The sequence below is a fragment of the Pseudomonas sp. FSL R10-2189 genome, assembly GCF_009600325.1.
Taxonomy (GTDB): domain Bacteria; phylum Pseudomonadota; class Gammaproteobacteria; order Pseudomonadales; family Pseudomonadaceae; genus Aquipseudomonas; species Aquipseudomonas helleri.
The window spans coordinates 48,502-68,602 of record NZ_WIVZ01000019.1 but is presented as its reverse complement, the minus strand read 5'-3'; the positions used below and the strand labels follow the sequence as shown (position 1 = coordinate 68,602).

Annotated in this window: 19 protein-coding genes; 4 read left to right on the top strand and 15 right to left on the bottom strand. The window is 60.4% G+C overall.

Annotated features, from left to right (window positions below; all coding sequences use genetic code 11):
* Window positions 1-70 precede the first annotated feature (70 nt).
* Together GHO32_RS15065 and GHO32_RS15060 are read left to right on the top strand one after the other, a co-directional pair.
* On the top strand, window positions 71-664 hold the full coding sequence (locus GHO32_RS15065; protein ID WP_153333917.1) for a TetR/AcrR family transcriptional regulator: 594 nt from the start codon (window positions 71-73) through the stop codon (window positions 662-664).
* A gap of 73 nt (window positions 665-737) precedes the next feature.
* Window positions 738-4,205: a PAS domain-containing hybrid sensor histidine kinase/response regulator gene (locus tag GHO32_RS15060; protein ID WP_153333915.1), complete on the top strand. Its 3,468-nt coding sequence runs from the start codon at window positions 738-740 to the stop codon at window positions 4,203-4,205.
* A gap of 62 nt (window positions 4,206-4,267) precedes the next feature.
* On the opposite strand, the gene rmuC is transcribed toward GHO32_RS15060, so the two are convergent.
* Together rmuC and GHO32_RS15050 are read right to left on the bottom strand one after the other, a co-directional pair.
* Entirely contained in the window at window positions 4,268-5,632 is a 1,365-nt protein-coding gene (gene rmuC, locus GHO32_RS15055; protein WP_178113895.1) for a DNA recombination protein RmuC, read from the bottom strand.
* Window positions 5,633-5,804: 172 nt separating this feature from the next.
* Entirely contained in the window at window positions 5,805-6,128 is a 324-nt protein-coding gene (locus tag GHO32_RS15050) for a hypothetical protein (RefSeq protein ID WP_048369784.1), read from the bottom strand.
* 973 nt (window positions 6,129-7,101) lie between these two features.
* On the opposite strand from GHO32_RS15050, the gene GHO32_RS15045 reads away from it, so the two are divergent.
* Window positions 7,102-7,326: a hypothetical protein gene (locus GHO32_RS15045; RefSeq protein ID WP_055101665.1), complete on the top strand. Its 225-nt coding sequence runs from the start codon at window positions 7,102-7,104 to the stop codon at window positions 7,324-7,326.
* Window positions 7,327-7,979: 653 nt separating this feature from the next.
* Window positions 7,980-9,260, top strand: coding sequence for an OmpP1/FadL family transporter (locus GHO32_RS15040; protein WP_123751842.1), 1,281 nt, complete (start codon window positions 7,980-7,982; stop codon window positions 9,258-9,260).
* An 84-nt stretch (window positions 9,261-9,344) separates the two neighbouring features.
* Here the strand turns inward: GHO32_RS15040 and GHO32_RS15035 are convergent, their stop codons facing one another.
* The 13 genes from GHO32_RS15035 to GHO32_RS14980 form a co-directional block, all read right to left on the bottom strand.
* A complete protein-coding gene (locus GHO32_RS15035) occupies window positions 9,345-9,896 on the bottom strand; it encodes a glutathione peroxidase (protein ID WP_153333913.1) in 552 nt (183 codons plus the stop codon).
* 55 nt (window positions 9,897-9,951) lie between these two features.
* Window positions 9,952-10,074 (bottom strand): hypothetical protein, encoded by a 123-nt coding sequence (locus GHO32_RS26885; protein WP_256665560.1) that lies wholly within the window; start codon window positions 10,072-10,074, stop codon window positions 9,952-9,954.
* Window positions 10,071-11,279, bottom strand: a complete 1,209-nt coding sequence (locus GHO32_RS15030; protein WP_153333911.1) for an MFS transporter — start codon at window positions 11,277-11,279, stop codon at window positions 10,071-10,073. The genes GHO32_RS26885 and GHO32_RS15030 overlap by 4 nt, the downstream gene beginning before the upstream one ends.
* 51 nt (window positions 11,280-11,330) lie before the next feature.
* Window positions 11,331-11,744 carry a MarR family winged helix-turn-helix transcriptional regulator gene (locus GHO32_RS15025; RefSeq protein ID WP_153333909.1) on the bottom strand — a complete coding sequence of 138 codons (414 nt, stop codon included), beginning with the start codon at window positions 11,742-11,744 and terminating at the stop codon, window positions 11,331-11,333.
* Between the two features lie 55 nt (window positions 11,745-11,799).
* Window positions 11,800-12,537: an adenosylcobinamide-GDP ribazoletransferase gene (locus tag GHO32_RS15020; RefSeq protein ID WP_153338256.1), complete on the bottom strand. Its 738-nt coding sequence runs from the start codon at window positions 12,535-12,537 to the stop codon at window positions 11,800-11,802.
* A 2-nt stretch (window positions 12,538-12,539) separates the two neighbouring features.
* Window positions 12,540-13,115: an alpha-ribazole phosphatase family protein gene (gene cobC / locus GHO32_RS15015; RefSeq protein ID WP_153333905.1), complete on the bottom strand. Its 576-nt coding sequence runs from the start codon at window positions 13,113-13,115 to the stop codon at window positions 12,540-12,542.
* On the bottom strand, window positions 13,112-14,167 hold the full coding sequence (gene cobT / locus GHO32_RS15010) for a nicotinate-nucleotide--dimethylbenzimidazole phosphoribosyltransferase (RefSeq protein WP_153333902.1): 1,056 nt from the start codon (window positions 14,165-14,167) through the stop codon (window positions 13,112-13,114). The genes cobC and cobT overlap by 4 nt, the downstream gene beginning before the upstream one ends.
* The gene (cobU, locus tag GHO32_RS15005) at window positions 14,164-14,685 is read right to left on the bottom strand and encodes a bifunctional adenosylcobinamide kinase/adenosylcobinamide-phosphate guanylyltransferase (RefSeq protein ID WP_153333900.1); all 522 of its coding nucleotides are present in this window, start codon (window positions 14,683-14,685) and stop codon (window positions 14,164-14,166) included. The genes cobT and cobU overlap by 4 nt, the downstream gene beginning before the upstream one ends.
* 96 nt (window positions 14,686-14,781) lie before the next feature.
* Window positions 14,782-16,233: a cobyric acid synthase gene (locus GHO32_RS15000; protein WP_048386794.1), complete on the bottom strand. Its 1,452-nt coding sequence runs from the start codon at window positions 16,231-16,233 to the stop codon at window positions 14,782-14,784.
* Window positions 16,230-17,234: a threonine-phosphate decarboxylase CobD gene (cobD, locus tag GHO32_RS14995; protein WP_048386792.1), complete on the bottom strand. Its 1,005-nt coding sequence runs from the start codon at window positions 17,232-17,234 to the stop codon at window positions 16,230-16,232. The genes GHO32_RS15000 and cobD overlap by 4 nt, the downstream gene beginning before the upstream one ends.
* Window positions 17,227-18,135 carry an adenosylcobinamide-phosphate synthase CbiB gene (gene cbiB, locus GHO32_RS14990; RefSeq protein WP_153329052.1) on the bottom strand — a complete coding sequence of 303 codons (909 nt, stop codon included), beginning with the start codon at window positions 18,133-18,135 and terminating at the stop codon, window positions 17,227-17,229. Before cbiB ends, cobD begins: the two co-directional genes overlap by 8 nt.
* A complete protein-coding gene (bluB, locus tag GHO32_RS14985; RefSeq protein ID WP_153333897.1) occupies window positions 18,132-18,782 on the bottom strand; it encodes a 5,6-dimethylbenzimidazole synthase in 651 nt (216 codons plus the stop codon). The genes cbiB and bluB overlap by 4 nt, the downstream gene beginning before the upstream one ends.
* Window positions 18,779-20,092 carry a cobyrinate a,c-diamide synthase gene (locus tag GHO32_RS14980; RefSeq protein WP_153338255.1) on the bottom strand — a complete coding sequence of 438 codons (1,314 nt, stop codon included), beginning with the start codon at window positions 20,090-20,092 and terminating at the stop codon, window positions 18,779-18,781. The genes bluB and GHO32_RS14980 overlap by 4 nt, the downstream gene beginning before the upstream one ends.
* Window positions 20,093-20,101: the final 9 nt, after the last annotated feature.

The window sequence follows — 20,101 nt, the reverse complement described above, 5'->3', positions numbered from 1 at the left end:
AGAATTTGCTTTTGCGGAGTGTGCGACGGCCTGCGGCTTAAAGCAAATTCTTTGTGTTAAGGTTTTACGCATGAACCAACCTAAGGAAGTACGCACCGGCGGGCGAAGTGCCCGCGTGCAGGAATCAATCCATTCGGCGGTGCGCCAATTGCTCAAGGAGCACGAGCGCGCCAACGTCACCGTGCCCATGGTGGCCACCCTCGCCGGGGTCACCCCGTCGACCATTTATCGGCGCTGGGGCGACTTGAACGTGTTGCTCGCCGACGTTGCCCTGGAGCGCATGCGCCCCGACACCGAGCCACTTGCCACGGGCAGTTTGCGCGGGGATATCCAGGCATGGGCCGAGCAGTATCTGGATGAAATGAACTCCGAACCCGGGCGCAACATGATGCGCGACGTGCAAAGCAGCCCGACCAAAGGGACCTGCGTGCAGATCCTCGGCGCTCAATTGCGGATTATCCTCGAACGTCACCGTGGGCACGTCGACCAACTGCCGGACATTGACCGCCTGCTGAACGTGATCGTCGCCCCGGTGGTGTTTCGCATCTTGTTTGCAGAAGCGCCATTAACGCTCGAACAACTCAATGAACAGATTGACCTGGCACACTGGGCCAATAAGCCGCCCTGCGACACCAGGCCGCGCTCAGACCATGGTCGAGCCTGACGCGGTTTAAACATCGTGCGAGACTAGACTTGCGGGCCGGATCGCCCGGGTCTATCTACCTTCAGGAGTCTCCATGTCGTTGTCCAGCGGGCTGATTGCCGCCGTCGCCCTGGCTTATATGGCCATCATGTTCGCCATTGCCTTTTATGGTGACCGGCGCAGCAAACCGCTGCCGCCGCGGGTACGCGCGTGGGTCTACAGTTTGTCGCTGGCGGTGTACTGCACCAGTTGGACCTTCTTTGGCGCTGTGGGCCAGGCCGCCGAACAACTCTGGGCGTTCTTGCCGATTTATCTGGGGCCGGTGCTGCTGTTGGTCTGCGCACCCTGGGTCCTGCAAAAAATGGTGATGATCAGCAAGCAAGAGAACATCACCTCGATTGCCGACTTTATTGCCGCACGCTATGGCAAATCCCAGTCACTGGCGATTGTCGTGGCCTTGATCTGCCTCGTCGGCGTGCTGCCTTACATCGCCCTGCAACTTAAAGGCATCGTGCTCGGCGTTAACCTGCTGATCGGTGCCGGCGCCGACGCCACCGGCACCCGCGCCCAGGACACGGCGTTGCTGGTATCGCTGGTGCTAGCCCTGTTCACCATCGTGTTTGGTACCCGCAACCTCGACTCCACCGAGCACCACCGGGGCATGGTGCTGGCCATTGCCTTCGAATCGCTGGTCAAGCTCTTCGCCTTTTTAGCGGTCGGCGCGTTTGTCACCTTCGGCCTGTATGACGGTTTTGACGACCTGTTCAGCCAGGCCATGCTGGCGCCGCGTCTTGAAGAGTACTGGAAAGAAACCATCAACTGGCCGTCGATGGTGGTGCAAACCGGCGTCGCCATGATGGCGATCATCTGCCTGCCCCGGCAGTTCCACGTCACCGTGGTTGAGAACATCGAGCCGCAAGACCTGCGCCTGGCCAAATGGGTGTTCCCGGCCTACCTGATATTAGCGGCGCTGTTTGTGGTGCCGATTGCCCTGGCCGGGCAAATGATGCTGCCAAGCTCGGTGCTGCCCGACTCATTCGTGATCAGCCTGCCACTGGCACAGGCTCACCCGGCGCTGGCGTTGCTGGCCTTTATTGGCGGCGCCTCGGCCGCCACCGGCATGGTGATTGTGGCCAGCGTGGCGCTGTCGACCATGGTGTCCAACGACATGCTGTTGCCGTGGTTGTTACGCCACAAAAACGCCGAGCGCCCGTTCGAGGTGTTCCGTTACTGGATGCTCTCGGTGCGCCGCGTGTCGATCGTGGTCATCCTGCTGCTGGCGTATGTCAGTTACCGCCTGCTGGGCTCCACGGCCAGCCTGGCCACCATCGGGCAAATTTCCTTCGCGGCGGTCACTCAACTGGCGCCCGCAATGCTTGGCGCGCTGTACTGGAAACAAGCCAACCGCCGGGGTGTTTTTGCCGGGTTGGCGACCGGTACGTTTATCTGGTTTTACACCTTGGTGCTGCCGCTGATCGCCCACAGCATGGGCTGGCATTTGAGCCACTTTCCGGGGCTGGCGTGGCTGCACAGCAACCCGCTGGGCCTGCCGATCACCCCGCTGACACAGGGTGTGGTGCTGTCGCTGGCCGGTAACTTCACCCTGTTTGCCTGGGTCTCTGTGCTGTCGCGTACACGGGTGTCGGAGCACTGGCAGGCCGGTCGATTTATCGGCCAGGAAATCAGCAGCCACCCCAGCGGCCGCTCCATGCTCTCGGTGCAAATCAACGACCTGCTGACACTGGCGGCCCGCTTTGTCGGCGAAGAACGCGCCCGCCAGAGCTTTATCCGCTTCGCCTACCGCCAGGGCAAAGGCTTCAACCCCAATCAGAACGCAGATGGCGAATGGATCGCCCATACCGAGCGCCTGCTGGCCGGTGTACTGGGCGCATCGTCAACCCGCGCGGTGGTAAAAGCTGCCATTGAAGGCCGGGAAATGCAGCTTGAAGACGTCGTACGCATTGCCGACGAAGCGTCAGAAGTGTTGCAGTTCAACCGTGCCTTGCTCCAGGGCGCAATTGAAAACATCACTCAGGGCATCAGCGTGGTCGACCAGTCCCTTCGGCTTGTGGCCTGGAACCGCCGCTACCTGGAACTGTTCGATTACCCGGAGGGGCTGATCAGCGTTGGCCGCCCGATTGCCGATATTATTCGTCACAACGCCGAACGCGGCCTGTGCGGCCCCGGCGAGGCAGAAGTGCACGTTGCGCGTCGCTTGCACTGGATGCGTCAAGGCCGGGCGCACACCTCTGAACGCCTGTTCCCCAATGGCCGGGTGATCGAGCTTATCGGCAACCCCATGCCGGGCGGCGGATTCGTCATGAGTTTTACCGACATTACCGCGTTCCGTGAGGCCGAACAGGCGCTCACCGAGGCCAACGAAGGCCTGGAACAGCGCGTCGCCGAGCGAACCCGTGAACTGTCGGAACTGAACAAGGCGCTGACCGAAGCCAAAGGCATTGCCGAGGCCGCCAACCAATCGAAGACTCGCTTTCTGGCCGCTGTCAGCCATGACCTGATGCAACCCATGAATGCGGCGCGGCTGTTTTCGGCCGCCCTTTCACACCAGGAAGACTTAAGCCCGGAAGCACAGAAACTGGTGCAGCACCTGGACAGCTCGCTGCGCTCAGCCGAGGACTTGATCAGCGACTTGCTGGATATTTCCCGACTGGAAAACGGCAAATTCACACCCGACATCAAGCCTTTTGCAATCAACGACCTGTTCAATACCCTGGGCACCGAATTTACCGCCCAGGCACAAGAGCAAGGCCTCAAGTTCCGGGTACGTGGCAGCCGCTTGCGGGTCAGCAGCGACATAAAGCTGCTGCGGCGCATCCTGCAAAACTTCCTGACCAACGCCTTCCGTTACGCCAAGGGCCCGATATTGCTGGGCGTGCGTCGTCGTGGCCAGCATTTGTGCCTGGAGGTCTGGGATCGCGGGCCCGGTATCCCGCAAGACAAGCTGCAAGTGATTTTTGAAGAATTCAAACGCCTGGACAGCCACCAGACCCGCGCCGAAAAAGGCCTGGGGCTGGGCTTGGCGATTGCTGACGGCCTGTGCCGAGTGCTCGGGCACACCCTGCAGGTGCGCTCATGGCCGGGCAAAGGCAGCGTATTCAGCGTCAGCGTACCGCTGGCACAGGCCCAAGCCGCGCCACAAGCAGTGCCCAGCGAGCCAAAAAGCCAGTCGGTGACGGGTGCACAAGTGCTGTGTATCGACAACGAAGACAGCATCCTGATCGGCATGCAGAGCCTGTTGACGCGCTGGGGCTGCCGCGTGTGGACCGCCAGAAACCGCGATGAATGCGCGGCCTTGCTCAACGACGGCGTGCGCCCGCAACTGGTGCTGGTCGACTACCACCTGGACAACGGCGAAACCGGCACCGAGCTGATGGGCTGGCTGCGCGCGCAATTGGGCGAGCCTGTGCCGGGCGTGGTCATCAGCGCCGACGGACGCCAGGAAATGATTGCCGAAGTGCATGCGGCGGGGCTTGAGTATTTGGGTAAGCCGGTCAAACCGGCGGTGTTGAGAGCACTGCTGAGCCGGCATGTGCCGTTGTGATCCCCTGTAGCCGCTGCCGAAGCATGAGGCTGCGATGGGTTGCGCAGCGGCCCTACAAGAACTTACTCAGCCGGATGCGCTACGCCGTTGATGTCGGTCATGGCCCGCTCCAGCAGTTCGGGGGGCAAGCTTTTACTGGCCCGTGCGCCGAGCAATTTGAGCTGTTCGCTGCGGCTAACCAGGTTGCCGCGCCCATCGGTCAGTTTATTGCGTGCTGCTGCGTAGGCTTTATCCAGTTGCTGAAGACGATTGCCGACTTCATCCAGGTCCTGGATAAACAGCACAAACTTGTCGTACAGCCAACCGGCCCTCTCGGCGATTTCTCGGGCGTTCTGGCTCTGACGTTCCTGCTTCCACAGGCTGTCGATCACCCGCAAGGTGGCGAGCAATGTGGTCGGGCTTACGATCACAATGTTGCGATCAAAGGCTTCCTGAAACAGGTTGGGTTCGGCTTGCAGCGCCGCGGAAAAAGCCGCTTCGATAGGCACGAACAACAACACGAAATCCAGGCTGTGCAGGCCTTCCAGACGCTTATAGTCTTTGCCGGCCAGGCCTTTGACGTGATTACGCAGTGACAGCACATGCTGTTTCAGCGCCGCCTGCCCGATCACGTCGTCATCGGCACCGACAAACTGCTGATACGCCGTCAGGCTGACTTTGGAGTCGACCACCACTTGCTTGTTGCCCGGCAACAGGATCAACACGTCCGGCTGAAAGCGCTCGCCATCCGGCCCTTTAAGGCTGACCTGGGTTTGATACTCGCGGCCCTTTTCGAGCCCGGCATGCTCAAGCACCCGCTCCAGAATCAGCTCGCCCCAGTTGCCCTGGGTCTTTTGCCCTTTCAAGGCGCGCGTCAGGTTGGTGGCTTCGTCGCTCAAGCGCAGGTTAAGTTGCTGCAGACGCTCCAGCTCTTTGCCCAGCGAGAAGCGCTCACGGGCTTCCTGCTGATAACTTTCTTCAACGCGCTTTTCGAAAGACTGAATGCGCTCTTTAAGCGGGTCGAGCAATTGGCCCAGACGCTCATTGCTGGTTTGCGCAAAACGTTGTTCGCGCTCATCAAAGATCTTGCCGGCCAGCTCCGAGAACTGCGCGCGCAATTCATCTCGTGACCCTTGCAGATCGCTCAAACGTTGTTGATGGCTTTCTTGTTGCTCGCGCAGTTCGGCGCTCAGACCGGCAGCCTGAGCGCCAAGGTGACGCAGCTCGGCTTCTTTCTGTGCGCGTTCCAGGTTCCAGGCGTGGGCAGCATCACGCGCGTTGTCGCGCTCTACCTGCAACAGCTCGACCTCACGGCGCAGCGCCGCCAGATCGGCCTGCTTGGCCGTGTTGGCCTGCCCCAAGTCACTGATTTCATCGCGGCTGGCGTCCAGCTGCGCACTCAGACCGTCCTGAGCCAACTGGGCCATATTCAGGCGCTCTTCGAGCAGGTTCAACTCGGCTTGATGCCCGCTGGCGCGCCGCTGCAATTGCCAGACGAACGCCAACAACGGCACGCCTGCCAACGCCAAGCCCAGCAAAATACTGCTCAGGTCCAGGGCCATAACCACTCCGCGCAAGGTAAAAAAGCAAGGTTAACCAAGCTCAGGGCACGAAGACAGCTCAGTCTTCGATCTTGCTCAATTCCTGTTGAGCAACGCGGTCACCGGCGCGGGCGGCCTGACGCAAAAGCTCGTGACCAATGCGTTGATCCCGGGAGCTTCCACAATCACGGCACATCAATTGCCCCAAACGGCTTTGCGCCAGCACCACACCTTGGCGGGCAGGCTGCTTGAGCAAATGGCCGGCAACGTGTTTGACGCTGGATTTAGCGCCCAGATGAGGGTTGTCCAGCAACCAGACCGCAATGCGCAAAGAAAAGCGTTTGGGCGCTGCAGGCGATGTGCTGGAGCGAGTAGCAGAGGAAGTAGCTGTGCGAAACTTCATAAAACACTGTAGGGCAGAACAGAAGGCGCGCCACTCTACTCCTTTTTTCGCTTGGGTAAAGCCGAAAAAAGTCTATACCCGCGATCTAGAGCAAGCGCGCGTGACAATCCACAGATCCTGTGGATAAGTCAGTGGACAACCCTCGTTTACCCCCCGCAAACCCCCACCCTACGGGGCCTAGAGTCAAACTGTCGATTTTTTCACCAATTAAAAAAAACGATGTTTTTCATTGACTTAAATTTGCGGAACAGGCTAGACAGCTGCCGTGATCGACCTCGCAGACGAATATGTTGGTTGTGTTGCAAATGTGCAAAAGATCACATTCCGCGCAGCGCTCAGGGCGATTCAGAGGCAAAAAATGTAGGACTCACCCGCAAAAAAAAACCCACTGAACAGCCGCGTGACGCTCGGGCCCCAGGCAAGCCCGCGTGGAATATTGCCCAAAACAGGCTAATAACAGCCCCATTACGGCCTATTGTGCGTGAGGCCCCGATCACCGTTACAGGATGTTTTTTCGCTAGCACACTTGCATTTAAATTTTCAACCCGATAGTATCCGCAGCGTTAGTACCAAGCTGAAAGTCAATTCGGGCCGAATAAATCCCTCAGCAGCCTCTCAAATAGATGGCCGAGCTGATAAAACGGGATCGACCCCCAAGATGGTTTCCAGGTAAATCTTGTGCCGATACAGCCTTTGAACAAGCAAAGGGTATCGCGAAGTTTTTTACTCTGACCGAACCAACCTGCAAATTGATCAGGATCTTCACCCAGAGCACGGAACCTTAGCTCTTGTTGTGATTGCCTGCCCTCCTAAGTACCTACCTGCCAGCCCAAGCGCCACATACTTAATGCGCTCCAACTGGCGGCTTTGTTCCAGACAGGTTCTTCGTCCCGCCAAAATGGCCCGACGTCACTGGAACGTTTTAACGCAGCACGGATCATATCCGTGTCTTTTGTAGGAACACCTAATAACTATGAATACTCAAATCCAGACTCAGGATGCCATTCGCACCCTAACCAACGCTTTTGCTCCAATGAACTGCCTGATTATGGCCGCTCGCAAAGGCTGCTTCAGCTTCACCCTGGTCAACGAACACGGCATCGCCCGTCACAGCGAACGCCTGTACCCCGATCAATATTCCAGCGCAGAGCCTCTGCAAGCTGTGATCGAGCGTACTCGTCAGGCACTTATCGCCTAAGACCCGCAAGCGCTTACCCAACAAGCCCTGCCAGAACAGCAGGGCTTTTTGTTGGGCGTCATTTAAGAAATATCCGGCATCGCTTAAGCACTTGCGGATATATCGCTTACACCTAGAAGCTACAAACGATTTAAAAACAGAGCTTTACAACAGAGATATGACACTACACTTCAACTCAAGCGGTAAAAACCGCTTCCGGCGCACCCTCACGACCCACAGCTGCCAAGCGCCTGGGTGCCGCCGGCCAATTTCAGGCGCCGAAGCTGCACAGGGAGCATGCCGGGGAGCTGAAGCTTTACATCACTGCATAAAAGTTAACCTGACCAAACAAAAATACACTTTGGACGCCTATGTTTTGTTGCCAGGCATTGCAGCCAGCCAACCTTTACACCGACAGCACACCCGCAAGACCTGCTGTGGCGCCAAGTAGTTGAGCTAAAAGGACGTTTGCACACTTTCAAGGATGTTGGGCGCGACTGCATGACCGTTCTCAACCAAGCGGCTTGAGATTTTTCAACCCACTGTAAACCTGTAAATGATCGGAAAACGGTCGGATTGTCCTACAAAACATCGTTATCTTCTGCGATTTAGCCTATAGCGCTCTTACAAAAATGTTGGTAGCTTTCGTCCGGTGATCAAAAGGAGTTCTAATAATGAAAAAAGTAATGCTCAAGACCACACTTAGCCTCGCTGTCACTTTGGCTTCCAGCCAGATTTTCGCAAGCGGCTTCGCCCTCAACGAACAAAGCGTTAGCGGTATGGGGACCGGCTTCGCAGGTCGTTCATCTTCTGCTGACGATGCAAGTACCGTTTTCGGTAACCCTGCCGGTATGTCCCGCCTAAGCGGACAACAGGTCACAGGCGGTATCGCCGTGATCGACGCCTCAACCGATATCAAAAATGCCAACGGCAACGTCAAAGGCAGCAACAAAGGCGACATGGTTCCCTTCACTGGCGTACCAATGGGCTTCTACACCAACAAGCTCAATGACCAGTGGGCCGTCGGCTTCGGCGTGTACGCGCCTTTTGGTCTCGCCACTGAATATGAACATAACTTCCAGGGCCGCGCCTTCGGCAGCACCAGCGACGTAAAAGTCGTGACCCTGCAGCCAACTGTCAGCTACGCCTTCAACGATCGCGTTTCGGTAGGTTTTGGCCCGACCATCAACCGCATCTCCGGCAAGCTGGAGTCGGATCTCGCGCTGGTTCCGGGCACACCTGAAGCCCACGTCAAAATCAAGGGTGATGACACCGCACTGGGCTGGAACGCCGGCGTTCTGGTGCAAGCCACAGACACTACTCGTGTCGGTCTGACCTACCACTCCAAAGTGACCTACAAGCTGAAAGGCCACACCGAAATCGGAGCGGGCGCAGGTACTCCGCCACAGTTGCTGCAAAGCAACCGCTATGACGCTTCGCTGTCGATCGACACCCCGGAATCCTGGGACTTGTCCGTTACCCAAGACCTGTCTGATGCCTGGAAGGTCTATGCCGGTAGCACCTGGACCCGCTGGAGCCGCCTGAAAGACATCACCGTGCAGAACAAAGGCGTGACCATGGCCAACGCCGGTGCTGGCGGCGCTCAAGCGTTCACGACCATCAAAGAAGAACAAAACTGGCACGACACCTGGGCTTACGCCATCGGTACGTCGTATCAGTTGAACAAGCAGTGGGTACTGCGTACCGGTCTGACCTGGGACCAATCGCCTACCAACAATGAAAATCGCTCGCCACGCATCCCTACCGGTGACCGGACGATCTTCAGCTTGGGTGCCGGTTATGCCGTTAACGAGAACCTGGTTATCGACGTGGCTTACTCTTACCTGAAAGAAGAGTCGGTCAAAGTTAACGATTCCAAAGGCATCAACAACTACAGCGCCAAGTACGAAAACAGCGCCAACGGCTTTGCTGTCGGTGCAACGTACAAGTTCTAAGCTTGCGAGAGCCTGACGCTCACGCGGCCTGAACTAAAAAGCCCCGCTCTCTTTGCAGAGGCGGGGCTTTTTCTTGTGCAGGAATCAGGACTTTGAGGCGATGGCTTTTTCTATAGCTTCAATCAACTCCGGGTTGTCCGGCTTGGTCAGGCTCGAGAAACTGGCAATCACATTGCCTTTGCGGTCCACCACGTACTTGTAGAAATTCCACTTGGGCGTGCTGCTTTGTTCAGCCAATACCTTGAACAGGTGCGTTGCATCGTCACCCCGCACCTTTTGCGGCTCGGTCATGGTGAAGGTCACACCGTAGTTGACGTAGCAGACCTTGGCCGTCTCTTCGCCATCTTTGGCCTCTTGCTTGAAGTCATTGGACGGTACGCCGAGCACTTCTAGCCCCTGGCCCTTAAAGCGCTGGTTCAAGGCCTCCAGTCCTTTGAACTGGGGCGCAAAGCCGCAAAAACTGGCCGTGTTCACAATCAACAAAGGCTTGCCGGCAAACTGCTTGCACAGATCGATCGACTCTTTGGCCCGCAGCTTGGGCAATGAACCTTCAAGCAAGGACGGGCAATCAGCCGCCCAGACAGAACCCGCGCACGCCATCAACAGTACGGGCATCGCAATCCAGCGCTTTAGCATTGTTCGTGTCCTTTATAGAGGTGCAGGCACAGAACTTACTCGCCCCGGCACGGCACTAGCAAGTGCCCATGCCTAACTCCAGCAAGGCCAGGCCACCTTGATGCCAGCCCCACCAGCTCAGGGCCAGCAGCAAAAAGCCTGCGCTGATGGCACCCAACCAAAGCCACAGTGAACTCACGCCATGCTCCCTCGTGCCTGCAAACGCGCAACCGGACGCTCACGCACCGGCCAGTTCAAGGCTGCTGCCAACAGACTGAGCACGATCGAGCCTTGCCAGATCAGTTCGTAACTGCCGGTTTGATCATAGACCACGCCGCCCAGCCAACCGCCCAGAAATGCGCCCAGTTGATGGAACAAAAAGACAATCCCGCCCAGCATCGACAAGTTACGCACGCCAAACATTGTGGCGACGGTACCGTTGGTCAGTGGCACGGTCGAGAGCCACAAAAAGCCCATGGCCATGCCAAACAGATAAGCGCTGAATTGCGACAGCGGCGCCCACAGAAACACCACGATCACCACGGCGCGCGCCAGGTACAACGCGGTCAGTAAACGCGGTTTGGACATACGCCCGCCCAGCCATCCGGCGGTGTAAGTACCAAAAATATTAAACAGGCCAATCAGGGCCAATACCGTGGTGCCTACGGTGGCAGGCAAATGCTGATCGACCAGATAGGCCGGCAAGTGGATGCCGATAAACACCACCTGAAACCCGCAGACAAAAAAACCAAACGCCAGCAGCCAGAAGCCCGAGTGAGTGCACGCCTCACGCAGCGCTTCCTTGAGCGTTTGCTCGCCGCCCAGACTCGGCGCTGGCCGGTCCTTGAGCATGCTCACCAACGGCACGATCATGGCCACCAGCAAGCCCAGCACCAGCAAGGCGGACGACCAGCCAAGCCAGCCGATCAGCCCCAGCGTGCCGGGCAGCATTGCGAACTGGCCAAAGGAGCCCGCCGCACTGGCGATCCCCATGCCCATGCTGCGTTTCTCGGGCGGCAAGGCACGGCCGACCACACCCAAAATGACCGAAAACGACGTACCGGACAGGCCGATGCCAATCAACAAGCCAGCACTCAGCGACAGCGTCAGCAACGAGTCCGACATGCCCATCAGCACCAGCCCGACGGCATAAAGCACACCGCCGACAATCACCACCTTGGCGGCGCCAAAGCGATCGGCCAACGCACCGGTGAACGGTTGAGCCAGGCCCCAGATCAGGTTCTGCAAGGCAATGGCGAAGGCAAACACCTCTCGCCCCCAGCCGAACTGCGCACTCATGGGCGGCAAGAACAGACCAAAGCCGTGCCTGACCCCCAACGACAGCGCCAAAATCAACGCACTGCCCAGCAATACCCACCCGCTCGTTCGCCACACCGATGTCATTGTTATTCTCCTGATGCGGGTATATACCCATTCTTATTCGTAAAACGGGTGCTAATCGACACCCGCCAGCTCATCCAATAACTGCAGCAACTGTTCGCGCCGGTCTTCTCCCAAGCGCGCGACCAACCGCTGTTGTGCGGCCTCCCAGGCTGGCCAGGCGGCATTGAAGCGCCTCTCACCCTCTTCGGTCAGGCAAACCAGCCGATTACGATGGTCCTCACCTTCAGACATCTTCACCAGGCCAGCGCCTTCCAGCACCCGCAGGTTACGCCCCAAAGTACTGCGATCCAGCCCCATGGCCTCGGCCAGGCTGGAAATACTCGGCTGGTCCAGTCGCTTGAGGTTGCTCATCAATGAAAACTGCGCAACGTTGATCCCGAAGCCATCCAGGGCCCCGTCGTAATGTCGGCTGATGCCCCGCGAAACACGTCGCAGGTTGGTGCATAAACACTGGGTTGGTAACATTTTGTATGTATATACCCGCAATGAAGGAGAATCAAGATTTAAACAACACCGGGTGTCAGCCTGCCACCAGCGCCAACCCCACTAAAACCAGTACTTCCAGCAGCTCCAGCAACGCACCCGCGGTATCGCCCGTGGTGCCGCCCAAGCGCTGCATCATCACCCGGCGCAGCCACACAAAGCCCAACGCCGCCAGCAGCAAGGCCCACACCCCGGCAGTACCGGCCATCACCACACAGGCCACTGCACTGAAGCCCAGCACCCACCAACCGGCCTTGCGCGGCAAGTGGTCGGCCAAGGCCTGGCCCAAGCCGCCCGCCCGAACGTAAGGCGTGGTCAGGAACACCGCCAGCAACGCACTGCGGCCAATCAGCGGCGCGATCAACAACACGGCCGTGTGCTGCTGCTCGATCAACGCCAGCAAGGCACAGAACTTGAGCAACAACACCAGCACCAGCGTGACCACGGCGATCGGGCCGCTGCGCGGGTCTTTCATGATGGTCAGGGTGCGCTCGCGATCCCCGAAGCCGCCCAGCCAGGCATCCGCGCTGTCGGCCAGACCGTCCAGGTGCAAGCCGCCACTGAGCAACACCCAGGCGCTCAGCAATAGTGCCGCATGCAACAGCAACGGCGCCCCGGCCAACAGACCGTTCAGCGACCACAACAGCACACCAAACAACAGCCCGACCAGCGGGTAGAACAACAACGAACGCCCAAGCTCCTGGGGTTGCGGCATGCCGGGCAAGCGGATCGGCAAGCTGCTCAGGAACTGCAAGGCAATCCAGAACGGCAACATGTTCAGCGCCCCTCGCTCAAAACGCCGTGTGCGTCGACCTGCAACTCGAATAGCGCCCCATTAACCACCTGAATGTTCAGCAACTGCTCACGGGGCAGACCACGGGCCTGCGCCAGCAGCAACTTCATCACGCCTCCATGGCACACCACCAGCACCCGCTCACCCGCGTGGGCCTGCTGCAAGCGCGTGACCGCCGCCAACACCCGCTGCGAGAACTCAAGCACCGGCTCGCCCTGAGGCGGGGTGAAGCGGTAAGGGTCTGCCCAAAACAGGCCCAGTGCCTGCTCATCGGTTTGCATCAGCGCGGCGGCGCTCTGCCCTTCCCACTCGCCAAAGTGCAGCTCTTGCAGGTCTTTGTCGAACGTCACTGGCAGCGCCAGTTGCCCGGCCAGTTCTTGGGCGAACAAAGCACAGCGCTGCAACGGCGAGCTGACAATCCGGTCCCACGGGCCCCGGCCCTGAACGGCTGCGCGCATTTGCTCCCAGCCCACGGGCGTCAGCGCATCATCAAGGCTGCCGCGCAGCCCGCCGCCCAGCTCGGTTTCACCGTGGCGCAGCAAGTCCAGAGTCACGCTCATGCCGGACGATCCGCGACAGCCGCCTCAGCAAACGTTGCCATCTGCCCGTGCAGGTCGCAGGCCAGACGCACCAACGGCACCGCCAATGCAGCGCCACTGCCTTCACCCAAACGCAAACCGAGGTCGAGCAACGGCTCAGCCTGCAAGCTTTGCAGGACACGGCGATGCCCGTGCTCAGCACCGCGATGGCCGAACACCAGCCATTCCCGGCACTCAGGGTTCAAGCGCACGGCAACCATGGCGGCAACGGTGCAAATAAAACCGTCGACCAATGCCACGATGCCCGCTTGCGCGCACGCCACATAGGCACCGGCCAGGGCCGCGATTTCAAAACCGCCCAAGCGGAACAAGGTTTGCAGCGGGTCGTCCAGGTAGCCGTCATGAAACGCCAGCGCTTGCTCAATCACCCGCGCCTTGTGGCTCACGCCCGCAGCGTCCAGCCCGGTCCCCGGCCCGGTCAGCTCAGACGCCGGGCATTGCAGCAGCGCACTGGCCACGGCACTGGCCGAGGCCGTGTTGCCAATGCCCATCTCGCCGCCCACGAACAACTCGCAGCCCAGCTCTTGTGCCCGCACCACGCTGTCACGACCGGCCGCCAGGGCTTTCAGGCCCTGAGCATCAGACATGGCAGGGCCTGCGGCGAAATTGGCGGTGCCCGCGCCCAGCTGTAAATGCCGCACACCCGGCAAGTTGAGCATCGGCGTTACCGTGCCCAGGTCGACGACATCCAGGTGCGCACCCAATTGACGGGCCAGCACGCTGATTGCCGCCCCACCGCTGACAAAGTTGGCCAGCATCTGCCCGGTCACTTCCTGCGGGTAGGCCGACACGCCCTCGGCGACCACGCCATGATCTCCGGCAAAAATCGCAATCCACAGCTGATCGACACGCGGTTTCAAGCGCCCCTGCAACCCGGCCAGTTGCACAGCCAGGGTTTCCAGTTGCCCCAGCGAACCCGCCGGTTTGGTCAACTGCTGCTGGCGCTCGGCCGCCGCCGCTTGCACCTCACGATCAACCGCTTTGCACGGGTTCAGCCACCACGGGGTATTCATAGCGCAGTTCCTTTCAATGTCAGGGGCAGGCCCGCCACGGTCAGTACGACTCGCTGGCAACGTTCGGCCAAGGCTTGATGCAACCAACCGGCTTCATCGACGTAACGGCGAGTCAATTCGCCCAGCGGCACGACACCCATTCCGGTTTCGTTGCTGACAAATACAATGTGCCCCGGCAATCCAGCCAGGCACTCAAGCAGCGCCTCACGCTCGGCGCTCAAGCGCTGCGGGTCTTCAAGCATCAGCAGATTGGTCAGCCACAAGGTCAGGCAATCCACCAGCAGGCAGGTCTCTGTACCGGCGTTTTCACGCAGCACGCGGGCAAGTTCAATCGGCTCTTCGATCAAGCCCCACTGTGCGGGGCGGCGCTCACGGTGCAGGCGAACCCGCTCGTTCATTTCGCCGTCCAGCGGCTGGCTGGTGGCGATGTAGATGACAGCGCAGCCAGAGTCGGCCGCGAGCTTCTCGGCCAAGCGGCTTTTACCCGAGCGGGCGCCACCCAAAATCAGTTGCTGCATGTTTAAAAACCTCTAAAGGGTGATCCCTGTAGGAGCGAGCTTGCCTCGCGATCTTTTAGAAGATCAAAAGATCGCGAGGCAAGCTCGCGCCTACAGTCAGATACCGCAAAGCTCGCGCAAGTACGCCGTGTCCAGGTGCTTCTCGACCAGATCGGCCAGGCGCTCGATGTCGCGCTCGCGCAGCGCGTGGTAGTCGACGTGCTGCACGTTCTGCAACCCGGCCCAGCGCAGCAACGCGCCGCAGGCCTCAGGCGACTCGAACAAGCCGTGCAGGTATGTGCCTAGAATGTGCCCGTCAGCACTCTGCGCGCCGTCATAACGGCCGTCATCCAGACGCACCGCCGGCTGCTCCAGCGCCGCCCCCGTGGTGACTCCGGCGTGGATCTCGTAGCCGTTGACCTCGGCGTCTTCCAGCAGCAAATGCCCGCGCACGTTGCGCAGTTGCTTCTCGGCGGCCAGTTCGGTGCTGAAGCCCAGCAAGCCGAAACCAGCGCTCGAACCGGGCGCCCCTTCCAGCCCCAACGGGTCATGCACCTGCTCACCGAGCATCTGCAAACCACCGCAAATACCCAGCACCTTGCCGCCGTAGCGCAGGTGGCGATTGATCGCCGTGTCCCAGCCATTGGCGCGCAAATACGCTAGGTCACTGCGCACGCTTTTTGAACCCGGCAGGATGATCAAGTCAGCCGGCGGGATCACTTGCCCCGGCCCGACAAACTGCAAATCCACCTGCGGGTGCAAGCGCAGCGGGTCGAAGTCGGTGTGGTTGCTGATGCGCGGCAATACCGGCACCACCACTTTGAGCACGTGTTCGACCTTGTCGGTCTGGCGCTGGTCGATGCCGTCTTCGGCCTCAAGGTGCAAATCCAGCACGTAGGGCAACACGCCAATCACCGGCTTGCCGGTGCGCTCTTCCAGCCAGTCGAGGCCCGGTTGCAGCAAGGCAATGTCACCGCGAAAACGGTTGATGATGAAGCCTTTGACCCGTGCCTGCTCCGTCTCGGAGAGCAACTCCAGGGTGCCGACCAAGTGCGCGAAAACGCCGCCCCGATTGATGTCGGCAATTAGCACCACCGGGCAATCCACCGCTTCGGCAAAACCCATGTTGGCGATGTCACCGGCGCGCAGGTTGATCTCGGCCGGAGAGCCCGCCCCTTCAACCATGACCACCGGGTACGCGGCACTCAGCCGTTGATGCGAGGCCAGCACCGCTTGCATGGCGATGGCCTTGTAGTCGTGATACGCCACCGCGTTCATGGTAGTGACGGCGCGGCCATGGATGATCACTTGGGCGCCGGTGTCGCTGTTGGGCTTGAGCAACACCGGATTCATGTCGGTATGCGGCGGCAAACCGGCGGCCTGCGCCTGTACGGCCTGGGCGCGGCCAATTTCGCCGCCTTCAGCGGTCACGGCACTGTTGAGCGCCATGTTCTGCGGCTTGAACGGCACCACGCGCACGCCCTCGCGGGTCAGCCAGCGGCACAACGCCGTTACCAGTGTGCTTTTGCCCGCATCGGAAGTGGTGCCCTGCACCATCAATGTGCTCATGAAACGTCCTTGGTTCGCGACTGGGTATAAGCCTGCAAAGCCTCTTGCAGCTTCAACCAGTCGGCTTCATCGGCAGGCAGGCCAAAACGCACGCTGCTGTTGCTGGTAAACAGGCGCAGCAAAATCCCGCGCCGGGCCATAAAGTCGTAAAGCTGCTCGGCCTCTGGGGTGATCAGCCACTGGAACAAGGCGCAGCCGCCCTGCGGGAGCAAGTCATGCTGGCCCAGCAAGTGCTGCAAGCGGGCACTGGCCAACTCACTGCGCTCACGCTGCCGGGCATGGCCTTGGGTATCGAGCAGGCACGCCTGGCCGACAATCCGCGTCGGGCCGCTGACGGCCCACGGGCCGACTTGCTCTGCCAGCAGCTTGAGCAATTTAAGCTCCGCCAGCACAAAGCCCAACCGCACCCCGGCCAGGCCGAAAAACTTGCCGAACGAACGCAGCACAATCAATCCGCTGCGCCCGCTCTCGGCAGCCAGGCTCAACTCGGGGGTGTTGTCCATAAAGGCTTCGTCCACCACCAGCCAGCCGCCGCGCTGGGCCAGCCGTGCGTGCCAGTCGAGCAAACGCTCGGGGGGCAGGTTAAGGCCCGTGGGGTTGTTGGGGTTAACCACCACCAGCACATCGAGGGTGTCGAGGTAGATGTCGACTTCCTGCTCCAGAACTTCACGCACGATGAAGCCATTGCGCCGCCATGATTCGGCATGTTCTGCGTAGCACGGTGACAGCACGCCGACCTTGCCACTGCGGCGCAGACGCGGCAGCAACTGGATCGCGCATTGCGAACCCGGCACCGGCAATACGTGGGGGGCGCCGTAATACTGGCAGGCCGCCTGCTCCAGCCCGTCATCGGTTTCGGGCAAACGCGCCCAGGCCCGCTCGGGGATCGCCGGGATTGCAAAAGGCCAGGGCGCGAGGCCACTGGACAAGTCCAGCCATTGCGACTCGGCGATGCCGTAGTCGAGGGCCGCCTGACGCAAACGTCCACCATGCTCAAGCAAAGAACTCACTCCCCACGCACAAGATCAGTAACCACAGCCACACACCGCGCTGCACCAACTGCCAGCCCCGGCCAATCGAATCGGCATCGGCGGGCACGCCTTCACCCAACTGCGGGCGCTCATGCACTTCACCGTGATAAATCGCTGCGCCACCCAACTCGACCCCCAGCGCACCGGCACCGGCCGCCATCACTGGCCCGGCATTGGGGCTGTCCCATTGCGGCGCCTGCTTGCGCCAGCAGGTCAACGCCAAGCGGGTTTTACCGAGCAAGGCGTAGGTCAGTGCCACCAGCCGTGCAGGAATGTAATTAAGCAGGTCGTCGATGCGGGCAGCAGCCCAGCCAAAACGCTCGAAGCGCTCGTTGCGATACCCCCACATCGCGTCCAGGGTGTTGCTCAAACGGTAGAGCACCACGCCCGGCGCACCGGCAACGGCAAACCAGAACAGCGCCGCGAACACTGCATCACTGCCGTTTTCCAGGACCGACTCAGTAGCGGCCCGGGCCACTTCGGTTGCATCCAGCTCGCTGGTTTGCCGGCTGACCAGATAACCGACCCGCGTACGCGCCTCGTCCAGATCATTGGCGCGCAGGGCCTCGGCCACCGGCTGCACGTGCTCACCGAGGCTGCGCATGCCCAGCGCGCAGTACAGCGCCAGTATCTCCACCAGCCAGCCGATATACGGCAGCCACGACAAGGCCGTGGCCAGAATCGTCAACGGCAACACCGCCAGTACCCAGGCGGTCACGCCATGGCTGCGCCAGCCACGGCCACCGGAATTGAAACGCTGTTCGATACGGTCAGCCATGCGGCCAAACGCAACCAGTGGATGCCAGCGTTTAGGCTCGCCGAGCAGCGCATCCAACGCCACACCGGCAACGCACAACAACGCCACACTCATGGCTTTACTCCCCAATAATTCTCGTACACCAACTCACTCAGCGGACGCGCCTGCGCCCACCCTTCCAGCACCAGCATCGGCGCCGGATAAAATTGCTCGACCGGCCCCAGGCACAACACCGCCAGCGGTTTGGCCCCGGTAGGCAGGCCCAGCAGATCGGCCAGCGCCTGAGGCTCGAACAACGACACCCAGCCCATGCCCAGGCCTTCGACCCGCGCTGCCAGCCAGAGGTTTTGAATCGCGCAGGACAGCGACGCCATGTCCATTTCCGGCAATGTCCGACGGCCGAAAATGTGCTTTTCGCGATCATCCATCAACGCGGCCACCAGCACTTCGGCGCAGTCATTAATGCCTTCGACCTTGAGCGTCATGAACTCGTCGGAGCGCTCGCCCAAGGCTTCAGCGGTGCGTACCCGCTCGGCCTCGACCACGGTTTGAATCTTGCCGCGCAGCTCACGGTCGGTGATGCGGATAAACCGCCACGGCTGCATCAGGCCCACGCTCGGCGCCTGATGCGCGGCTTCGAGCAAGCGGGCCAACAACTCGGGCGCCACTTCACCACCGCTGAAGTGGCGCATATCGCGGCGCTCAGCAATGGCGCGGTAAACAGCGGCCTTTTCTTCAGGGCTAAATGCGTTGTCGCTCATGGCACCTTCACGGCGCACGGCGCGAACAACGCGGCAATGGCCTGGGGATTGGACGGAAAGTAAAAGTGCACATAAGACGCCGTCATACGCCCTTCGCGATACACCGCTTCGGCACCGCGCCCGCCATTGGGGCTAAGGCCCCGCGCAATGGGCTCAAGTTCGGTGCTGGTCAGCGAGTGATGATAGGTGTGACCCCGCAGCAGGCCTTCGGGCATTTCGACGGCTTGCAAGGCCAGCGCAGCCAGGCGCTTTTGCATCGTCGCCTCGCCCTTGAGCAAGCCCACCAGCGCTTCACGCTGGCCCTCGACATCGGTCAAGGCGTCGAGCAGATAAAGCATGCCGCCGCACTCGGCCAACAGCGGTTTGCCCGCGTGATGGTGGGCACGAATCGCTTCAAGCATCGAGGTATTGCGCGCAAGGGCCTGGTGATGGAGTTCCGGGTAACCGCCGGGCAAATACACACTGTCGGCTTGCGGCAGATGCGTGTCGCGTATCGGCGAGAAAAACACCAGTTCAGCGCCCATATCACGCAATAGCGCCAGGCTCGCGCCATAGGTAAAGGCAAACGCTTCATCGCGCGCCACGGCAATCCGCACACCTGCCAGCAAGGGCTCAATGGCCACCGGCTCAGGCGCGGCGAATTCCACCGGCGGTGGCAGCGCTACCTCGCAGGTGCTGGCCAAGGCATTGGCGGCGGCGTCCAGACGCATATCGAGATCGTTCAACTCGCTGGCTTGCACCAGGCCCAAATGGCGGCTGGGCAGCTCGATCCCGGTTTCGCGGGACAACGCGCCGTACCAGCGCAAGCCTTCGGTCAGGCTGCCTTCCAGCAACTGCGCATGGCGCACAGTGCCCACCCGGTTGGCCAACACCCCGGCAAACGGCAGGTCCGGCTGATAGCGCGCCAGCCCCAACGCCAACGCGCCGAAGGTCTGGGCCATGGCCGTACCGTCAATCACACCCAATACCGGAACACCAAAATGACGGGCCAAATCGGCGCTGGACGGCGTGCCGTCAAACAGGCCCATGACCCCTTCGATGAGGATAAGGTCCGATTCACCCGCCGCTTCCCAGAGCAAGCGCCGGCTTTCGTCGGCGCCGACCATCCACAAGTCCACCTGATACACCGGCGCACCGCTGGCGCGCTCGAGGATCATGGGGTCGAGAAAATCGGGGCCACATTTAAAGACCCGCACCTTGCGCCCCTGATTGCGATGCAATCGGGCCAAGGCGGCGGTGACGGTGGTCTTGCCCTGACCGGAGGCCGGTGCGGCGATCAATACCGCCGGGCAATGACGCGACTCTCTCATGCTTCAACA